The 18,059-nt window shown below is 54.1% G+C and carries 16 protein-coding genes; 1 reads left to right on the top strand and 15 read right to left on the bottom strand.

What is annotated here, in order from left to right:
- Window positions 1-201: 201 nt before the first annotated feature.
- The 13 genes from FHW71_RS19645 to FHW71_RS19585 form a co-directional block, all read right to left on the bottom strand.
- The gene (locus FHW71_RS19645) at window positions 202-645 is read right to left on the bottom strand and encodes a VOC family protein (RefSeq protein WP_179452598.1); all 444 of its coding nucleotides are present in this window, start codon (window positions 643-645) and stop codon (window positions 202-204) included.
- Window positions 646-715: 70 nt separating this feature from the next.
- On the bottom strand, window positions 716-1,219 hold the full coding sequence (locus tag FHW71_RS19640; RefSeq protein ID WP_179452599.1) for a GNAT family N-acetyltransferase: 504 nt from the start codon (window positions 1,217-1,219) through the stop codon (window positions 716-718).
- Complete coding sequence (locus FHW71_RS19635; protein ID WP_008106189.1) at window positions 1,219-1,917, bottom strand: GntR family transcriptional regulator; 699 nt, start codon at window positions 1,915-1,917, stop codon at window positions 1,219-1,221. Before FHW71_RS19635 ends, FHW71_RS19640 begins: the two co-directional genes overlap by 1 nt.
- Before the next feature lie 46 nt (window positions 1,918-1,963).
- Complete coding sequence (locus FHW71_RS19630; RefSeq protein ID WP_179452600.1) at window positions 1,964-3,187, bottom strand: amidohydrolase; 1,224 nt, start codon at window positions 3,185-3,187, stop codon at window positions 1,964-1,966.
- A complete protein-coding gene (locus FHW71_RS19625) occupies window positions 3,180-4,670 on the bottom strand; it encodes a chlorohydrolase family protein (protein ID WP_179452601.1) in 1,491 nt (496 codons plus the stop codon). The genes FHW71_RS19630 and FHW71_RS19625 overlap by 8 nt, the downstream gene beginning before the upstream one ends.
- Window positions 4,670-5,860 carry an amidohydrolase family protein gene (locus tag FHW71_RS19620; protein WP_179452602.1) on the bottom strand — a complete coding sequence of 397 codons (1,191 nt, stop codon included), beginning with the start codon at window positions 5,858-5,860 and terminating at the stop codon, window positions 4,670-4,672. The genes FHW71_RS19625 and FHW71_RS19620 overlap by 1 nt, the downstream gene beginning before the upstream one ends.
- A gap of 20 nt (window positions 5,861-5,880) precedes the next feature.
- Window positions 5,881-6,885 carry an ABC transporter ATP-binding protein gene (locus FHW71_RS19615; protein ID WP_179452603.1) on the bottom strand — a complete coding sequence of 335 codons (1,005 nt, stop codon included), beginning with the start codon at window positions 6,883-6,885 and terminating at the stop codon, window positions 5,881-5,883.
- The gene (locus FHW71_RS19610) at window positions 6,882-7,865 is read right to left on the bottom strand and encodes an ABC transporter ATP-binding protein (protein ID WP_179452604.1); all 984 of its coding nucleotides are present in this window, start codon (window positions 7,863-7,865) and stop codon (window positions 6,882-6,884) included. The genes FHW71_RS19615 and FHW71_RS19610 overlap by 4 nt, the downstream gene beginning before the upstream one ends.
- Window positions 7,866-7,875: 10 nt before the next feature.
- The gene (locus FHW71_RS19605; protein ID WP_154191324.1) at window positions 7,876-8,829 is read right to left on the bottom strand and encodes an ABC transporter permease; all 954 of its coding nucleotides are present in this window, start codon (window positions 8,827-8,829) and stop codon (window positions 7,876-7,878) included.
- A gap of 9 nt (window positions 8,830-8,838) precedes the next feature.
- On the bottom strand, window positions 8,839-9,801 hold the full coding sequence (locus tag FHW71_RS19600; protein WP_179452605.1) for an ABC transporter permease: 963 nt from the start codon (window positions 9,799-9,801) through the stop codon (window positions 8,839-8,841).
- 43 nt (window positions 9,802-9,844) lie between these two features.
- On the bottom strand, window positions 9,845-11,431 hold the full coding sequence (locus FHW71_RS19595; protein ID WP_179452791.1) for an ABC transporter substrate-binding protein: 1,587 nt from the start codon (window positions 11,429-11,431) through the stop codon (window positions 9,845-9,847).
- Between the two features lie 76 nt (window positions 11,432-11,507).
- The gene (locus tag FHW71_RS19590) at window positions 11,508-11,915 is read right to left on the bottom strand and encodes a nuclear transport factor 2 family protein (protein ID WP_179452606.1); all 408 of its coding nucleotides are present in this window, start codon (window positions 11,913-11,915) and stop codon (window positions 11,508-11,510) included.
- 17 nt (window positions 11,916-11,932) lie between these two features.
- On the bottom strand, window positions 11,933-12,841 hold the full coding sequence (locus FHW71_RS19585; protein ID WP_154157116.1) for a polysaccharide deacetylase: 909 nt from the start codon (window positions 12,839-12,841) through the stop codon (window positions 11,933-11,935).
- A 317-nt stretch (window positions 12,842-13,158) separates the two neighbouring features.
- On the opposite strand from FHW71_RS19585, the gene FHW71_RS19580 reads away from it, so the two are divergent.
- A complete protein-coding gene (locus FHW71_RS19580) occupies window positions 13,159-13,761 on the top strand; it encodes a LuxR C-terminal-related transcriptional regulator (protein WP_179452607.1) in 603 nt (200 codons plus the stop codon).
- Between the two features lie 17 nt (window positions 13,762-13,778).
- On the opposite strand, the gene FHW71_RS19575 is transcribed toward FHW71_RS19580, so the two are convergent.
- Complete coding sequence (locus FHW71_RS19575; protein WP_179452608.1) at window positions 13,779-17,384, bottom strand: transporter substrate-binding domain-containing protein; 3,606 nt, start codon at window positions 17,382-17,384, stop codon at window positions 13,779-13,781.
- Window positions 17,385-17,393: 9 nt separating this feature from the next.
- Window positions 17,394-18,044 (bottom strand): response regulator transcription factor, encoded by a 651-nt coding sequence (locus tag FHW71_RS19570; protein ID WP_154157119.1) that lies wholly within the window; start codon window positions 18,042-18,044, stop codon window positions 17,394-17,396.
- Window positions 18,045-18,059 lie beyond the last annotated feature (15 nt).

The following is an 18,059-nucleotide window of genomic DNA, read 5'->3' as shown; positions in this document are numbered from 1 at the left end:
ATCAGCAGAGATCTCCCAGAAAAGGTGGCAAAAGCGCCATATCTGGGTGACATTATGAACTAGCTAAAAAGTGACATTATCAAATAGCACTCACATAATTAGTGCGCATAATCATGATTATGTTAAATAGTCTATCTGAAAGCGTACTCAAACCTCGCCCAAGCCTTATATCAACCGTCACCCTTTCGAGTGACGCTCTGATCAAACACCCGCGCCAAGGCGGCTGGTAATAATCTCAAGGCCAATCTGTTGGCCGTATGAAAGCTCAAGCGTATTGCCATCAGGATCGGCGAAGAATGCCCAATAACCGACTGGCGCGGATGATTGCTGCGCGGGTCGGCGTAACACGCCTTCGCGTTCTGCCAAAACAACTTTGGCATCAATCTCTTCTTTACTGTCACACGCAACGCCAATGTGACCAAACGGCCCCAAAGGCGTATCCACCGTGGTTTGAGATTGCACCAGCACCAGCGCAAACGGACGTGTTAAATCAGAAAGCCATGCGACTTTTTGCGCTTCTGCAATGCCTGGTGCGCGCTCATGGATCACCTGCATCCCTGCGTAACGTTGATAGAAATCCACGCTTCGTTCTAAATCTCTCACTTGTAGCGCTATGTGGCTAAAACCAATATCGTGCTGTTCCATATTCCATTCCTGTGAAATCACCAGAATTGGAATATGTCATAAATTGTTGATGGCACTTGTTCATGAATGCCTAAATATGCAGCTCATACACCATGCAAGGCACATCGTAATGTTGCTCAATCGCTTTGTAGGTCATGCCCAGCCGCTGCATCACCTTTTGCGAAGCGGCATTATCAGGATCGGCTACCGCGACCAGATATTTAACGTCGACATGTTCAACCGCAAACTTAACCATCGCCTGCGCTGCTTCTGTGGCAAAACCTTTACCGTGATAATTAGCATTAAGACGCCAGCCAATTTCCAACGGCGCACCATCCTGATTGGCTAAATGCTGCAGGCAGCACGCACCAACGATTTCGCCAGACTCTTTTTCCCGCATCGCCCACCAGGAAAAACCATATTGCTGCCAGCGCGATTGAACGCGTTCAATGCTCGCAAGGGTTTCTTCTGGCGTTTTAACCACGCCATTACTGATATAACGCATAATTTCCGGGTCGTTTTCCATCGCCCGTAATCCGTCAAAATGCGCGAGTTCAAAGGGTTCCAGCCGCAGTCGGGTTGTTTCTAATTCCATTATTCCTCCGCTTTATGAAGAGCTTGCACTAGCGTCATGGCATACGGTGACGCTTCAGAAATATCCAGCTGCTGCTCCAGCTCAATAAGATGATCGCGCATCAGTTGCTGCGCCTTAGCGGTATTTCCGGCGATCAGTTCATCAATGATGTGCTGATGCTCGTCACACTGACAAACCGGCATCTCGTTACGCTGATACAGCATCACAATCAACGAACTTAACACCATCAAATTGTTGAGAATATCTTCCAGCACTTTGTTATCGGCGATTTTGCCCAGCAGCAGATGAAAGGCGCCAAGCTGATACACAACGCGCTGCCGTTCCTGGCTGTGAATCGCTTCATGTTCTTCTTTTTGTTGCTGCTGCAATTGCACGGCAAACGCCGTCATTTTTTGCGGTGTAATGCAGGCAATTATGGCCGATTCAATGGCATGGCGGGCGGTGAAGATCTCACGCGCGGTGGTGGCTGACGGCTGCGCGACAATCGCGCCGACATTAGGTTCGATGGTGACGATGTGCTGCAACGCCATGCGCTGCAGTGCCGCCTGCACATGGTTGCGATTGGCTTTCAGCGCATCGACAATCTGCGCCTCAATTAAACGCGTGCCGGGGCGCAGCTTGTGCTGGGCAATCGCCATGGTAAGCGACTCATAGATGCGAGCGATCTCTTTTTGTCTGGGGGTTTGCTTCGCGCCCATACTCAATCCTGTATCGGTCATATTAGTCCCCCGAAATATACATCATTTATGCGCGGTAAACCTGCTGGCCACGGAAGTAACTGGCTGAAATTGCTGGCTGACGCGCCACCACTTCAGCGGAACAACTGGCGCTGATCAGGATAAAATCAGCCTCGTCGCCAGCCAGCGGCCAGATACGCGCGCCCTGCTCATCCAGCGGCAAAATATCGCCGGTGGCAATCGCCAACGCTCGATTGAGTGAAAATTCGCTGCCGCGTCCATACAGCTGCGCCCATAAATTGGCTTTCTCCAGCATGCTACCGGTGCCGAAGGGTGACCAGTGATCGATGACGCTGTCGGTGCCGGTCATTAGTTTTACGCCACACTGTTTTAGCCGCGGAAGCGGCATCACATTTTTGCCCAGCGGCAAACCAGACGCCAGGATCACGCCCAGCGCGGCCATGCGTTCACCCAGCGCCTGCACCTCAACATCACTGATTTGCGCCAGACAATAAGCGTGGCTGAGTGTCACTCGCCCTTGCAGTTCAGGCGCATGTTCCAGCGCGTTCAACAGATAATCAATACAGGCAATGCCAGTGCTGGCGGCTTCATGCAGATGAATATCCACGCCGGTGCCACTCTCATGCGCCAGACTCAGCATGGTGTCGAGTGATCGCGCCATATCTCCATCAACTTTTGAAGGATCGAGTCCGCCGGTCCAATGGCAGCCGAGCGCCAGCGCCTCGCGCATCAGTGAGGTAACGCCAGAACGCAGTAAACCGTGTTGCGGAAACGCCACGATTTCACACGCTATTTGCCCGTTAAAGGCTTCTAACGCCCGCAACAGATGTTCCAGGCTGCGCAGCCCGCTGACCGGATCGATATTGCAGTGGCTGCGCATCACCGTGGTGCCTTTACTCATCAGCAAGGCGATTAACTGCTGCGCATGCTCGACCGAATCGCCAAGCAGCGTCGGCAACAGCTGCTGTTCCAGCGCGATCATCTGGAAAATATCCTGCTCGTTATTCGGTTTTGCCGCTCGCCATGCGCGGCCGTAGAAGGTTTTATCGAGATGGATATGCATATCGCGCAACGTTGGTAGCATCAGCATGCCGCCAGCATCACGCTGTGGCAGCGCGCTTTGCACCTCGCTCTGCCCGTGAATCGCCATTATCTGCCCGCGTTTGATTTCTATGGTGAAGAGATCGCATTGGGTGCCCTGAATATGGCCGTTAATTTCGATAAACCCGGTTTCAAGTCTGACGTTGGTGAGCAAGTAGTGATCAGTCATGGTTTACGCCTTTGTTCACGCGAGGAAATGAGGAGCTAACGATCTCCTCAACCGGAGGATGCCCAACGGTTCGTTCGGGATAGGTTGAGATAATGTGCGAAAACACCTGTTGCGATGCGGCATGCAACGCTGCTGCGCTCTGACCGCTGTTGATCAGTTCGCGATCCCACACCACTTTGCGTCCAGCCACAATCACGCCGGTGACATCGCGGCCATTGCCATTTAATACCAGCGTGGTAATCGGATCGAACACTTGTCCCAGCGCGGGTTGATCAAGATTGACCATCATCATATCGGCCTGACATCCAGCCGCCAGTCGGCCAAGATCATCGCGTCCCAACGCTTGTGCGCCACCCAAGGTTGCCATGCGGTAATAATCGGCGGCGCTGGCCGCTGAGATATCGCCGGTGACCACGCGCGTTAGCACCACGCCCATCTGCATATTGGTGAACATATCGGCGGGAAACGTATCGGTGCCAAGCGCCAAATTAACGCCAGCGGCTTTAAGCGCCGGATAATGTTCGAGATATTTGCCGTGGCGACCGGATACCAGCGGACAAGCCACGATTGAAGCACCTGACTGCGCCAGCCGCGCGATGTCCTCTGCTACACGCGCTGCGTCGGCGTTCAATCCACCGAGAAACTGGCCGTGTGGCAAAAACATGTGGCGGTTGAGTAAACCATTGTCAGCCAGTACTTGCAGCGAACTGCGCCCTTGATAGCGACGGGCGATTTCCCGCACTTCCAGCTCGCTCTGGCAACAATGCAGCCGCGTTGGACAGGCGAGTGACGTGACAATGTCACCTAAATCTTTCAGCCAAACGGCATCACCGCCCTCGATCCTGTCGGGAGCCAGCATGCCGGTTAAGGTTGAAACGCCGCGCTGCTGTAGACGCTGATAGAACTTCACCGCATCGTCCAACCCCTTTTTCGCGCGATCGCGGTTGCCTATCCACGAAAATTGTCCCTGTTCATCGCTGGCGTAGTAGCCCGCCATAAAAGCCGGTCCCAGCCATGCTCGCGCGCCTAATGATTCGGCCACATCTGCGGCATACAGGTATTCATCAACATCTTCGGCCCATTCGCGATAGAGAATCGAGGTGATGGGCGCAAAGCTGGTGATACCGTTAAGCAGCAAATGGCTGTAGGCATAATGCTTGGCGAAGTTGAGCTGCTCGCGGCTGTAGAGATCGCGGCGCTGCCAGTCAGCGGCAACGATGCGCCCTTTTTTCCATCCGGGCTGGTTGTCGAAGGCCAGCACGGTGGTATCGAGATCGCCGAGTGCATCGAGGTCAATAAATCCCGGCCCCACCAGACAATTCCCGGCGTTAATCTCTTCATCCACTTGGCCAGGATAATCAAAACCCACAAACAAAATGCGTTCGCCCTGCCACACCACTTCGCCATCCGCCAGCAGGCAGTGATCGCCATCGCGATAGCCCACCACCCACGCGGCGCGCAGTCGGATTACTTTTTCGCTCATCAGAACAGGCACTCCCCGTCAGCAGCGATCAGTTTGCCGCCTTTGATCACCTTACGGTCGCGCGGCAACTCCACCAGCGCTTCCACCATGCTGCGGCCGGGAATCAACACTAAATCGGCGCGATTGCCGGGCTGCAAACCATAATTGTCCAGCGCCATCACGCGAGCTCCGCCAAAGGTAATGGTGTGCGCGGCGCGCATAATCTCCCGATCCTGACGCCAGCGATAGCGCAATCCCATGGTGACCGCGCGTTGCAGCATATCGCCGCTGCCGTACGGGCTCCAGGTATCGCGCACGCCGTCATTACCAGCGCAAAACGCCACGCCAGCGTCGGTGAGCAATTCATAAGGCGGAACCGCGATATCCGCCGGTGCGGTTGTTGCAACCGACATTCCCAGCTCCGCCATCTCTTCGGCAAACTGCTGTTGGCGCGCCGGTTCGACCATGCCGAGACAGAAGCCGTGGCTGAGCGTGACGCGATTATGCATCTGATAGCGGCGGGTAAAATCAATCAGCAGCTCAAGGCTAAACGCCCCCAGTTCACCGCGTTCGTGCAGATGAATATCCACTTTTTTGCCGTGACGAACCGCCAGCTCGAAGATGATCTCCAGATGGCGTACCGGATCTTTATCGTATGAACAGGGATCTAAGCCGCCCACCAGCTCAGCGCCCATCTGCAGCGCGCGATCCAGCAGCGCTTCGGTGCCGGGACTTTGCAGGATGCCGCTTTGCGGAAACGCCACTATCTCAATATCCACCTGATCGGCCAGCCGACGCCGTGTTTCCAGCACACCTTCCAGATTCGCCAGTCCGGTTTCGTTATCAATATCGACATGGGTGCGAATAAATGAGGTGCCTGACGCGATGGCGCGACGCGTGATACGTTCTGACTGCAACTGCGGATCGGGCTGCTGCTCGCGGCGATAATCACGTTCGTTGGCGATGATCGCCGCCAGATTGCGCGGCACTTCGTTGCGATACCAGTCACGTCCCAGCAAGGTTTTGTCGAGATGAGCGTGGCCATCTACTAAGCCAGGAAATACCTGCATACCGCTGGCATCGATGACTTTTGCGCCTGCAGGCACCGGCAAATGGTGGCCACGCGCCGCGATGACGCCATTTTCGAGCAACAGATCAACGGGCTGATTTTCATCAAACGACATGACATTTTGAATTAACAAACTTTCCATCGGCGATCTCCTTGTGATGATTAAGCTGCGGCGACGGCCGCAGGGAAATGGCACTCAATCTGATGCTCATCAGACAGATCATGCACCGGCGGCATAGCTTGCTGACACAGCGGCTGGGCGTGGCTGCAGCGGGCGGCAAAGGCACAACCGAGCGGCGGCGACATCGGATTGGGCGCTTCGCCGACGATCGGTTCACGTTCAGTCGAGGGATTATCGAACTGTGGAATCGCGGCAATCAGCAGACGCGTGTAAGGATGGGCGGGACGAGAAAAAATCTCCTCCACCGTGCCTTGCTCCACGATACGGCCAAGGTACATCACGCCAACCCGATCGGAGATGTGGGAAATTACCGCCATGTTATGGCTGATGAAAAAGTAGGTCAGCCCGTGCTGTTGCTGCAAACGACGCATCAGATTTAACACCTGCGCCTGCACCGAAACGTCGAGCGCCGACGTCGGTTCATCACAAATCAGAAAGCCTGGCTGCGTGGCCAGCGCACGGGCAATCGAGATGCGCTGACGCTGGCCGCCGGAGAATTCATGGGGAAACTTATCCAGATCGTTAGCAGAAAGCCCAACCTGCTCCAGCAGTTGTCCGCAATAGCTTCTTGCCTGCCACGTACTGCCGACCTTTTTACTCAGCACTAACGGCTCGGCCAGTGAACGTCCGATGCGCCAGCGCGGATTGAGGCTGGCATAGGGATCCTGGAAGATCATCTGGGTGCCATTTTGCGCGCTGTGGCTATCGCTTACCTCGCTTTGCCAGGCAAATTTTATCGAGCCTTCTGATGGCGTATAAAGCCCGGCCAGCGCCCGCGCAATGGTGGATTTTCCGCAGCCGGATTCACCGACAATGCTAAAGGTTTCGCCCTGGCGGATAGAGATATTGATGCCGCGCACCGCATGCAGTTCGCGCTTCGCTCCGCGCCGCAACAGCGAAGTCCGCTTTTCGCGTCCGAGCTGAAAACGAATGTGCAGATCGCGCACGCTTAATACTTCCGGCGGCAGCGCTTTTTCACTTTTCATGGCGTCTCTCCATACGGATAAAAGCAGGCGATTTGTGACAAATGGCTAAACTGCATCTCCGGTTGTTGTCGTTGGCAGCGCTCAGTGACATGCGGACAGCGAGGATGAAAGGCGCAGCCGCCCGGCAGCGTGTTAAGGCGTGGCATTGCACCGTCGATTTGTGCCAGAAACTCATGGCGTTCGCGCATCGAGGGAATCGAGTTAATCAGGCCACGCGTATACGGATGTTTGGGCGAACGAATTACCTCTTCCACTGGCCCCATTTCGACGATGCGACCGGCGTAAAGTACCGCCACTCGCGAGCACACTTCTGCCACCACGCCCATATCATGGGTGATTAACATTACTGCGGTGCCGTGCTGCTGACAGAGACGCTTGAGCACGCGTAATACCTGCGCCTGAACTGACACATCCAGCGCGGTGGTGGGCTCATCGGCGATCACTAACTGCGGATCCACGCACAGCGCCAGCGCAATCACCACACGTTGCCGCATGCCGCCGGAAAGCTGATGCGGATATTGATGCATACGCTGCGCCGGGCTGCTCATCCCCACTTCGGTGAGTAGGTTGATGGCGCGTTCACTGGCTTGCGCCGCCGAGAGCGGTAAATGGGTGCGGATGGTTTCAGTCAGTTGCTGACCAATGGTCAGCACCGGATTGAGGCTGGTGAGCGGATCCTGAAAAATACAGCTGATGGCTTTGCCACGGAGTTGGCGACGCGCATCATCATCCAGGTTATCAATACGCTGGCCCTGAAACCAAATCTCACCGTTCTTAACGCGGCCGGGCTCCTGCAACAGGCCGCTGATAGCCGCGCCGGTCAGCGATTTCCCCGCGCCGGATTCGCCGACCATGCCGAGCACTTCTCCCGGCTGCATGCTGAGCGACAGATGGTGTATCGCCTGCAAATTGCCCTTGCGATGGAGAAACTCAATGCTGAGATCTCTGACGTCCAATAACGTCTCGTTGGCTGGCTGCATTCTGAGGCTCCTATCGTAATTTCGGGTTAAGGGCGTCCAGCAACCAATCGCCCAGCATGTTGAATGAGAGAGACAGGATCACCAGCAGCGCGGCAGGGAAAGCCACAATCCACCACTGTCCGGAGAACAAATACTGGTTACCTTCATTGATTAAGGTGCCTAGCGAAGGCTGATCTGGCGGCATGCCGACGCCAAGAAACGAGAGCGTCGCTTCGGTCAGAATCGCCACGCCCAGATGCAGCGTTGCCATCACAAGCACCGGACGCAGCACGTTCGGCACGATATGGCGCAGCATAATATGCAGATGATTGGCGCCGCTGATGCGGGAAGCCATCACGTATTCGCGCCCTTTCTCCAGCATGGTCAAGCCGCGCACCGTGCGGGCGTATTGCATCCAGCCGGTTAGCGCAATCGCGCCGGTGAGAATAGCCGGTGCAAAGTGCCCCATCAGCTCTTTTGGGATCACCACGCGCGCCACACCGCTGACCAGCAGCGTGAACATAATGGTGGGAATGCTCAGCATCGCATCGGCAAAACGCATGATCAGCGTGTCCACTAAGCCGCCGAAATAGCCGCTTAACACGCCCAGCGCCACGCCGAGCAGCACCGATAACAGCACGCTGATCCCGCCAATAATCAGCGAGATATTCAGGCCGTAGAGCATCAGCGACAAAATATCGCGCCCCTGCACATCGGTTCCCAGCCAGAAACGCGCGTCGCCACCGCTCATCCACGATGGCGGCAATTCCGAATCCATCAGGTCAAACGTGGTGGTATCGAACACGTTGTGTGGCGCAATCCAGTGGCTGGTCAGCGAGCAGAGCAAAATCAGCAGGCAGCAAGTGAAGGCCACCACCGTGCTTTTGCTGCGCCAGAACAGCCACAGCAGATCGCTATCGGTAAAGGCGCGCCACTGCTGAGCCAGGCGAGTACGACGGCGTAACGGGACATTATCGTTAATCATGGCAACTCCTTACTGAACCCGCATGCGCGGGTCGATCAGGTAATACAACAGATCAACCAGCGTGTTGATCACGATAAAAATCAGGGCGGTAAACAGCAGATAGCCGGAAAGAACCGGTACATCGACGAAGTTGATCGACTGAATCAGCAGCAAGCCCATGCCCGGCCACTGGAAGACGGTTTCAATCACAATGGCGAAGGCAATCAAACCGCCAATCTGTAAACCAATTACCGTTACCACCGGCAGCAGCGCGTTCTTCAGCGCATGACGAAACCAGATGCGATAGTTTTCGATGCCGCGCGCGCGGGCAAATTTGACGTAATCGGACTTCATTACTTCCAGCATCTCGGTGCGAATCAGACGCATGATGATGGTCACCATCGACAAACCGAGCGAAAGTGCCGGCAGCACGATCGAATGCCATCCGGATGCGGTAAGAAAGCCGGTGCTCCAGAAGCCGATTTTCACCACTTCACCGCGACCGCTGGAGGGAAACCAGCCGAGCCACACCGAAAACACGATAATCAGGATGATGCCGGTGAGAAACCACGGCAGCGAAACGCCAATCAGCGACAGGATTTGCACGCCCTCTTTCAGCAGTTTGTTGCGGCTAATGGCCGACCAAACCCCGAGCGGAAAGCCGATGGCCATCGCCATCACCACTGATACAAATACCAGTTCCAGCGTGGCCGGCAGGCGCTCCATGATCAGCTGAAACACCGAAACCTGGTTGTAATAGGAGATGCCAAAGTTGCCGTGCAGCAGGCGCGTGATGTAGTGCCAAAACTGCACAATCACCGGATCGTTGAGGCCAAGGCTGGTGCGCAGCGCGGCACGCTCCACCTCTGTGGCGCTTTCCGGCAGCATGCTGGCCACCGGATCGCCAAGATACTGAAACAGAATAAAAGAGAGCAGCGCCACACCCGCCAGCAACATAAATGCCTGCAGTAACTTGCGCACAAAAAACACCATAACGGCCTCCCGTAGGGTCGCCATTCATGGCGACCTCGTAGATTTAGTTGCTAACCTTGCCGTACCACAGGCGCTGGACATTATCTGGCGTCTGTTTCAGCGTCAGTTTTTTGCTCATCGCCCAAACGGTGGGTTCAAAGTGCATCGGCAGATAAGGCAGATCTTTATTCGCCAGCGCGACGGCCTGGCTCAGCATGGCAATGCGCTTGGTGTTATCCAGCTCGCCGACCGAGTCGTCGATCAGCTTGTCTGCCGCCGGATTGCTGTAGCGCGGGATGTTAAAGGTGCCGAGGCTTTTTCCGTTACTGGTGTGCAGCAACTGCACCGCCACGCTGTAGGGATCCATGATTGGCAGGTTGGCCCAGCCGAGTACGCCGACATCCGTGCGGCCATTAACCAGAATCGGGTCATAGACGCTGGCCGGATGCACATTCAGCGCCGCTTTCACGCCAATCTTCGACCAGTAACTCTGCACCGCCTGGCACCATTGCGCGGCGTTGATGTAAGTGCCTTCCGGGCAATCAAAGTTGAGGTTGAAGCCTTGCGGATAACCGGCTTCCGCCAGCAGCGCTTTTGCCTTCGCCGGATCGTAAGGAAAATCCACGCCCGCTTTAGCGTCATAACCCGGAATATCCGGCGCCAGATAGTTGTTGGTCGGCTTGGTCAGACCGCGCATCACTTTTTGCGTGATCGCCTCGCGATTGATCGCCATGTACAGCGCCTGACGCACACGAATATCTTTTAGCGGATTCTCCGCTTTGGCGTTTTTGGCATTCAGGGTGTCGCGCATATTAAGCGCCAGATAATCAACGCGTAACGACGGGCTCACCTGCAGCTGCACGGCAGGATTGTTTTGCAGACGCTGAATATCCTGCAACGGTACCGAGGTCACCAAATCGTATTCACCCGCCAGCAGGCCAGAGAGGCGCGTGGCATCAGACGAGATCGGTTTGAAAATGATTTTATCGATATTGGTGGTGCCGGCAGCGGCATTCCACCAGTTGGGATTGCGTACCAGCACCATCTGCGTATCACGCTGGCGGCTCTGCAAAATGAACGGCCCGGTACCGTTGGTATTGTTGGTGGCGTAACCTTCCGTGCCCTGGCTGATATCGGTAGGCTTCAGCGCGTTATGCTCGCTGAGCCACTTCTTATCCATGATCATCACGCCGGTCAGCTCATTGATGGCGATGCCGGTTTTCTTCACCAGATGAATATCCACGGTGTATTTGTCGACCGCCACTGCATCTTTAATGATTGAGGCGTTTGCGCGAATACCCGAAGCCGGATCTGTAACCCTTGCCACTGACGCCACCACATCTTCTGACGTTAGCTCGTCGCCATTATGAAACTTCACCCCTTCGCGCAGTTTGAAGCGCAGCGTGGTGTCATCGATCTGCTGCCAGCTCAGCGCCAGCCACGGCTGGATTTTCAGATCGTTATCGCGCTGCACCAGCGATTCATAAATGTGATTCTGAAAGGTCAGCGCTTTGGTGGATGCGTAGGCATCCGGATCCAGCGTCGGGATATCGGCATCGGTTGCCCAGCGCACCACGTTCTCCGCCAGCGCCGCGTGACTGACCACACCTAACGAACCTGCTACTAACAACGATAGAAAAAGTTGCTTCATCATTGATCTCTCATTAGTTTGCTAAGGTTATTGCTAGCAATGCATGCAAAGCCAATGCCAGTTGATTTGTTTGTTATTAACGTGGTGACTGATTCAGCTCTGGCGTCAGAATCCACTCGGCGCTGTCGTTCCACACATCCATTTTTGTAATGCGCCCTGCAATCACTTCATAGCGATCGAGGTAGCGATTACCGGCGAATTCACGTCCATCCGGCCAAACGCCATAAAGAAAGCCGGTGCAGTAAACCACCACATGACCGGGACTTTTCTCCATCCAGTCAAAATCGCCCAACTGCTTTTTCACCCATTGATAGCGCCCAGCGTTAAACGCGGTGACGCCATGCACGGTGGGCATTACGCGCTTGCCGGTAAAAGTGATGACCACATCCGCTGCCATCAGCGCTGCGGCTCGGTCTGGATCCGGCGCCATCGACGCCGCCAGAAACTCTTTCACGATCTCTACTGCTGTTAATGCTGCGGTCATGCTGTTCTCCAGTGATATCAGGCGACGTTGTTGGTTACGTTCAGTGAATGCGCGGCGATCTCGCCTGGCGTGGTAATCCATACGTCTTCGCACTGCGCGATAATGTTCTTTAGCGTCTGCCGTAAATGATGAAGCCGGAACGGCTGACCGACGATGTAAGGATGCAACGCGATGCCCATCACCTGCGGGCGCTGTTCGGCGCGCAGTTTCATCTCGGCGAACTGGCTTTCGATCATGCTGCAGAAGGTTTCAATCGAGGTGCCGTTAGGAATGATGGTGGGAATGTCGTTGATCTCCTGTGGATACGGCACCGACAGCAGATCGCCGTGCGAAGTTTGCAGCGCGACCGGACGATCGTCATGCGCCCAGTTCAACGTGTAGCTGAAGCCGTTTTGGCGCAGTAAGTCGGGCGTGTCGTGGCTTTCGGAGATCCACGGCGACAGCCAACCCGCCACCGGACGTTGCTGATACTCGGTAAGTCGCTGCTGGCAGCGGGCGATCAGCGCAAACTCATCTTCACGACTCAGTTCGCCCTGACGCTGCGAGTTAGTATGACCGTGGCCGATCAGTTCGCTGCCGGGCAGGCTTATCCAGCGATCCAGTAGCTGCGGGCAATAATCGATGATCGCTGTGTTGGCGATCACCGCTGGCGGAATAGCCAGTTCGGCAAACAGATCGGCCAGATACCAACCGCCCACCCGATTTCCGTAGTCGCGCCACGCATAGTTCAGTACGTCGAGACGATTCGCCCCTTGCGACAGCTTGGCGCCTTCCGGCAAGCCAAACGCGAAATGCTCCAGATTCATGGCGATATACAGCGCCAGACCTTTGCCTTTTGGCCAGACGGGCAATACCTGATGTTCGATTGAGCTGTAGGCGTAACGCTGATGGCTGGCGATATCCCACATAACCTGCGGCGATGACATAACGGCCTCCTGATTGAACACATCTTGCGATGTAAGGAGTAAAGCAAGGGATATGCCACTCTAGCTTTATTGCTAGCAATATTTCTTAACGCGAGGAATTCGTGGGTTTTTCATCGGAATTTTCTTTCTTTGGGCTGAGACTTGCGGGGTCAAGTACGTAGGAAAAAGAGTAAAAGGTGAGCTGTTGGTGCAGCATCTGCCCTAAAAATGCGCAAAAATGAATTTAGGAAATTTCATACAAACCTCCCTTCCCCTGTCCGATATTTATCGCAACTCAATCGCGCTTTAATGACAACATAATAAGGATGGGGATAACTATGTTGTCATTAACGCTGATAGACAATAACAAATGGATTACTGAAGGGATTTCACGTTATTTTGCCGGGAAATTCATTCAGATTAAAAATATTGATAGTGACGATGTGGACGTAGCGTTAAGCAAAGTAGCAGGAACCGATGTGCTTATCAGCGAATTAACCGCTTATGGCCGCGATGTGCAGTACTTCACCGAGTTGCTACTCAAAGTGCAGCGTTCATCTCCGGCAACGCGAATTATTGTGCTGACCGATCTGCATGAGAAAGCGGTAATCAGCTATGTGGTTGGCGTGCTGCCTGGCATTACCTTTCTGTCGAAAACATGCAGCCTGAAACAGCTTTCAGATGCTGTATTAGGTTTGCCGTCGTCTGCGGAGTTTGCTGTTGGTGTTCGCCGCACCAAACAAACCCTTTCACCGCGTGAATTTGGCTTATTGCGCATGCTAGGACAAACCAGCAATCTCACCGATATCGGGCATAAACTGCATCTCAGCTGTAAAACCATTAGCCATCATCGGCAAAGTATTATTCGCAAACTCAACTGCGCCAATAATAAAGAGTTATTTAGCCGGTTAAGCCGTATGGGTTATCAAGCAAAGATGTAATCAACGTAGGGTCGCCATTAATGGCGACCACCGTTCTTCGCGATCTCCAGCCGAATCTCCGCCAGCAGCTCACGCCCTGATGCGGACAAAACCGCACGTGAAATCGATTCATCCTCGCAGTTCTCTTCCAGCGCAACACATTTCGCTACCAGCGCGCTCGCACCGGTAATGCCAGCGCTGCCTTTAATCTTATGCGCCAGTTCACGCAGTTGCTCGCGATCGTCGCTACTCAGCGCGACCGTCAATGCCACGATATCCTGCTGATAGCTTTCAATTAATTCTGCCCGTAATTGCGCGCTCCACTGTTCATCGCCCGCCGCCAGCTGTAATACTCCCTCATTCGCGCTTTGCAGCACGCCCTTACCGAGCCAGTTTTGCAGATCCTGCAAGGTGCTGGGTTTAAACAGGCAGCCATCCATGCCGGCTTCACGGCAGCGATCGCGCTCTTCCGGCAAGGCGTTGGCGGTAAAACCTAAAACCATACAGCGTGACCGATCCCGCTGCTGCTCTTCACGACGAATCGCCTGTGCGAGTCGATAACCATCCATCACCGGCATGCGGCAATCGGTGATCACCACGTCAAAGGGTTGCTGATGCCATGCTGCCAGCGCCTGCGCGCCCTCTTCCGCCTCAATTACCTGATGACCGAGGAAATGCAGCTGACGAGTTAACAGCAGACGGTTAACGCTGGAATCATCAACAATAAGGATGCGTAGCGGAACGCTGCTATGCTCGGCGGGCAGCTCAGCAATTGTCGTGGCCTCAGCGATGTCATCCGGTAGCGCATCCGCCATCACGCGCACCACAATTTCGCTGCCTTTACCCAGTTCGCTGTGCAGCTGAATATCGCCATCCATCTTTTCACAGAGTGTTTTACAGATGGTCAAACCCAAACCGGTGCCACGTTTTATCTGCTCGCCGTTTTGTCCCACCTGACTAAACGGCGTAAACAGTTTTTGCTGATCGGCGAGAGAAATGCCTTTTCCGGTGTCGCGTACGGTGGCGGTAATCTGCCAACGTTCATGATGTGTCAGCCTGACATCCACACTCACGCTGCCGCTGGCGGTGAACTTGATCGCGTTGCCAATCAGATTGGAGAGGATCTGTTTAAAGCGCAGCGGATCGAGCCACAGCGCGGGCCCGGTTTGCGGATCAACGGACAGATGCAGATCGAGGTTTTTCTGCGCCGCCATGCCGGAAAACACGCGCACCACCGACTGACAAAGTGCCTGCACGTTGCAACGCTCTGGCTGCAGCGTTAATTTGCCGGCTTCAATGCGCGCGATGTCGAGAATATCGCCGAGCAGCTCCACCAGCTCATTCGCCGAACTAAAAGCGACGTCTAACGCCTGATGATCCACCCGATTTTTATCTGCTGATTTCCGCGCCATTTCCAGCATGCCGATTACCGCATTGAGCGGCGTACGAATCTCATGACTCATGGTTGAGAGGAACTGAGTTTTGGCGCGGTTAGCGTCCTCGGCTTGCTCTTTGGCCTCGTTCAGCGCTTCAAGTAATACGCGCCGCTCACTGACATCCAGCCAGCCGCCAATAACGCCCTTCACATTGCCGCTGGCATCGCGGTAAGGCAGCAGCCAGTGAAAAATCGTTTTCTCCGCACCGGAAGCATGCACAAAGGTACGATCTTTAAAGATGGGCGTGCCGCTGCTCAGCACCTGATAAAAGTCCTGAATATATTGGCTGTTCTGCTGCTTATCGTGAAAAACATCGCGTTTAAACAGCGACTGATTAATCACCTGTTCACGCGTGGCATTGAGAAATTGCAGATAACTGTCATTACATTGGGTTAATGTGCCGCTGGCATCGCGGATATAGGTCGCATTCGGCGTGCCGTTAATCATGTCGTTCATGAATTCCAGCTGATCGTTCAACTCGCGCTGCACGCGTATTTTGATACGAATCTGCCGGCGCAGCCAAATAGCCCAAAGCAATGACACTAAGATCAGCGCCGTGGCAAATGCTACAGCGCTGTAAATAAAGATGCGATTCTCGCGCCAGAAATTATCTGACGACACCATGTTATTTGGACGCCACAGATTGCCGATGACATCCATTTCATCTGGCGGAATGCTGAGCATTACTTTATCGATAATGCTCAGCAGTTCTGGTGATTGCGGCGGCACGGCAAACGAGAGAAACGCCGGCGATTCATTCAGCGTGGCGCTGATGCGCATGCGATTACGATAATAACGCGCGATTTGATATTCCGAATTAGCGAGCGTATTGGCTGCGGCATCGACATCGCCACGATTCAACATCGCCAGCGCATCACTGGCGCTGGCGGCATCAACCAGTTTCACCAACGGATAGCGACTGCGAATATAGGTCGCCATGCCGGTGCCATTGATTACTGCCAGCTTTTTACCATTGAGCTCATTCAGGTTACGCGCGGCATTGGGCTGCTGACGCACCACCATCACGAAGGCGCTGGTAAAATAGGCGCGACTGAACATCAGGTCATTTTTGCGAGTTGTGCTTGGCGTTAATGCACCAATCATATCGGCCTGATTATTTTTCAACATGGCCTGCATTTCGCTGACATCACGCGCGCTCACCATTTCGAAATCGAGTCCGGTGCGCAGACGAATTTGCGCCAGCATATCGACGGTGATGCCGCGATAATTACCCTCGTCATCGGTGAAGGTCAGCGGCGCAAAACCATCAATGGCGACGACACGCACTTTGTTGTGTTGTTTGATCCACTGTTTTTCTGCATCACTCAGTTGGAATATCTGCTGATTTAATACACTGGCGCTACGACCTACATGCCATCGCTGCAGAATATTTAATCGCTCTTCATTGTTAATCTCCTGCAGCGCAATATTAACGATTTGCTGTAAAAGCGGATGAGTCGATCGCACGCCAAACGCGAGATCTTTGGCCGGGAAATCGGCGAAGTTAACCACGCGAATATTATTAATAAAATTTCGGCTGATCGGATAAAGATCGCCAAGGAATACGTCGGCATCACCAAACGCCACCGCGCCAATGGCTTGCTGATAACTAGGATAGGTTTGGATACTGGCCAGCGGATATTGTCGCTGAACCCATTCCAGTGGCAGATAACCGCTGGCCATCGCGATATGTTCGCCTGCCAAATCACTGCTTAGCGTGCGGCTGTTATTGCTGCGCATCGCCAGAATAGCCTGTTCGCTGGCGTAAGGTTCAGTGCGCACGACCTTGTTGCCATCATTATCAAATTGGGTGACGGAACCCAGCAAATCCACCGTGCCAGCGTTCAGGGCTTCTTCCGCCGCTTTTTGACTGGAAAACAGACGGATTTTTACCGGTTTATTGATGATGGCCGCCAGAAGTCCCACATAGTCTGCCGTAATCCCTTCCAGCTCCGCATGATTGTTGATAATGGTAAAAGGTGGATATGAAGGCCTGGCAATGCCAACGGTGAGTTGCGGTTTGGTCGCCAGCCACTGCTGCTGTTCTGCATTAAAACCTTGTGACGGAAGATGATTGAGCTGGGGAGAACGGCTCAGCAGTTTAAGGTTTAATACCTGCTCGGCGGCTGAGACCATCGCTTCATTCAGCACATAGCATGAAGTAAACAGCAGCAGAGCAAGACCGATTTTTTTCAGGGAGTTAGCCATAACGCGCGATTAGCCCACCAGATTATTGCGGTTGGCGATAACAATCAGATCTACCAGAGTTTTGACTCCGAGTTTCGTCAGCAATCGGGTTTTGTAGGTACTGATGGTTTTATTGCTCAACGTCAGTTCATTGGCGATTTCGATGTTGCTATAACCTTTGGCGAGGTAGATCAGCACCATCATTTCGCGATCGGTAAGCGTGGCGAGTTTTTCACTCTCCGTATGCGATGAAGCTTGCAACGTCTCAACCTGCAGGAAATCTTCAGCCGGGAAAAAGGTGTAGCCCGCTCGCACGGCGCGAATGGCATCCAGTAAGTCTTCTAAGGTTTCCGTTTTTTCCACAAAACCCGACGCGCCGGCTCGGCGACAGCGGCCAGCAAACGAAGCGGCACTCTGAGAAGTAAACACCAGGATTTTAACTGCCATACTGGCGGCCCGAGCACGGGTAATCACTTCAAGTCCATTGATGGTAGGAATAGCTATATCCAGAATCACCAAATCCGGCTGTAAATTTCGCATCATCTGCAGTGCTTCAGCGCCATCTGCAACTTTGCCAATCACCTCAATGTTCTCTCGCGTGAGTAACATTTCCACCGCTGTTCGTACCACCGGATGATCGTCGACAATGAGCGCCGTCACTATTTTGCTGGTTCCCGACATGCCCAGCCTATCCTG

This window comes from Enterobacter sp. Sphag1F (genome assembly GCF_014193275.1).
GTDB classification, from domain to species: domain Bacteria; phylum Pseudomonadota; class Gammaproteobacteria; order Enterobacterales; family Enterobacteriaceae; genus Pantoea; species Pantoea symbiotica.
Note: the sequence above shows the minus strand (reverse complement) of the source record. Positions and strands in the feature narration are given on the sequence as shown.

Excerpts from the sequence above, each read along its gene's own strand:
- FHW71_RS19645 (WP_179452598.1), bottom strand. The coding sequence starts at position 645 with ATGGAACAGCACGATATTGGTTTTAGCCACATAGCGCTACAAGTGAGA.
- FHW71_RS19640 (WP_179452599.1), bottom strand. The coding sequence starts at position 1,219 with ATGGAATTAGAAACAACCCGACTGCGGCTGGAACCCTTTGAACTCGCG.
- FHW71_RS19635 (WP_008106189.1), bottom strand. The coding sequence starts at position 1,917 with ATGGGCGCGAAGCAAACCCCCAGACAAAAAGAGATCGCTCGCATCTAT.
- FHW71_RS19630 (WP_179452600.1), bottom strand. The coding sequence starts at position 3,187 with ATGACTGATCACTACTTGCTCACCAACGTCAGACTTGAAACCGGGTTT.
- FHW71_RS19625 (WP_179452601.1), bottom strand. The coding sequence starts at position 4,670 with ATGAGCGAAAAAGTAATCCGACTGCGCGCCGCGTGGGTGGTGGGCTAT.
- FHW71_RS19620 (WP_179452602.1), bottom strand. The coding sequence starts at position 5,860 with ATGGAAAGTTTGTTAATTCAAAATGTCATGTCGTTTGATGAAAATCAG.
- FHW71_RS19615 (WP_179452603.1), bottom strand. The coding sequence starts at position 6,885 with ATGAAAAGTGAAAAAGCGCTGCCGCCGGAAGTATTAAGCGTGCGCGAT.
- FHW71_RS19610 (WP_179452604.1), bottom strand. The coding sequence starts at position 7,865 with ATGCAGCCAGCCAACGAGACGTTATTGGACGTCAGAGATCTCAGCATT.
- FHW71_RS19605 (WP_154191324.1), bottom strand. The coding sequence starts at position 8,829 with ATGATTAACGATAATGTCCCGTTACGCCGTCGTACTCGCCTGGCTCAG.
- FHW71_RS19600 (WP_179452605.1), bottom strand. The coding sequence starts at position 9,801 with ATGGTGTTTTTTGTGCGCAAGTTACTGCAGGCATTTATGTTGCTGGCG.
- FHW71_RS19595 (WP_179452791.1), bottom strand. The coding sequence starts at position 11,431 with ATGAAGCAACTTTTTCTATCGTTGTTAGTAGCAGGTTCGTTAGGTGTG.
- FHW71_RS19590 (WP_179452606.1), bottom strand. The coding sequence starts at position 11,915 with ATGACCGCAGCATTAACAGCAGTAGAGATCGTGAAAGAGTTTCTGGCG.
- FHW71_RS19585 (WP_154157116.1), bottom strand. The coding sequence starts at position 12,841 with ATGTCATCGCCGCAGGTTATGTGGGATATCGCCAGCCATCAGCGTTAC.
- FHW71_RS19580 (WP_179452607.1), top strand. The coding sequence starts at position 13,159 with ATGTTGTCATTAACGCTGATAGACAATAACAAATGGATTACTGAAGGG.
- FHW71_RS19575 (WP_179452608.1), bottom strand. The coding sequence starts at position 17,384 with ATGGCTAACTCCCTGAAAAAAATCGGTCTTGCTCTGCTGCTGTTTACT.
- FHW71_RS19570 (WP_154157119.1), bottom strand. The coding sequence starts at position 18,044 with ATGTCGGGAACCAGCAAAATAGTGACGGCGCTCATTGTCGACGATCAT.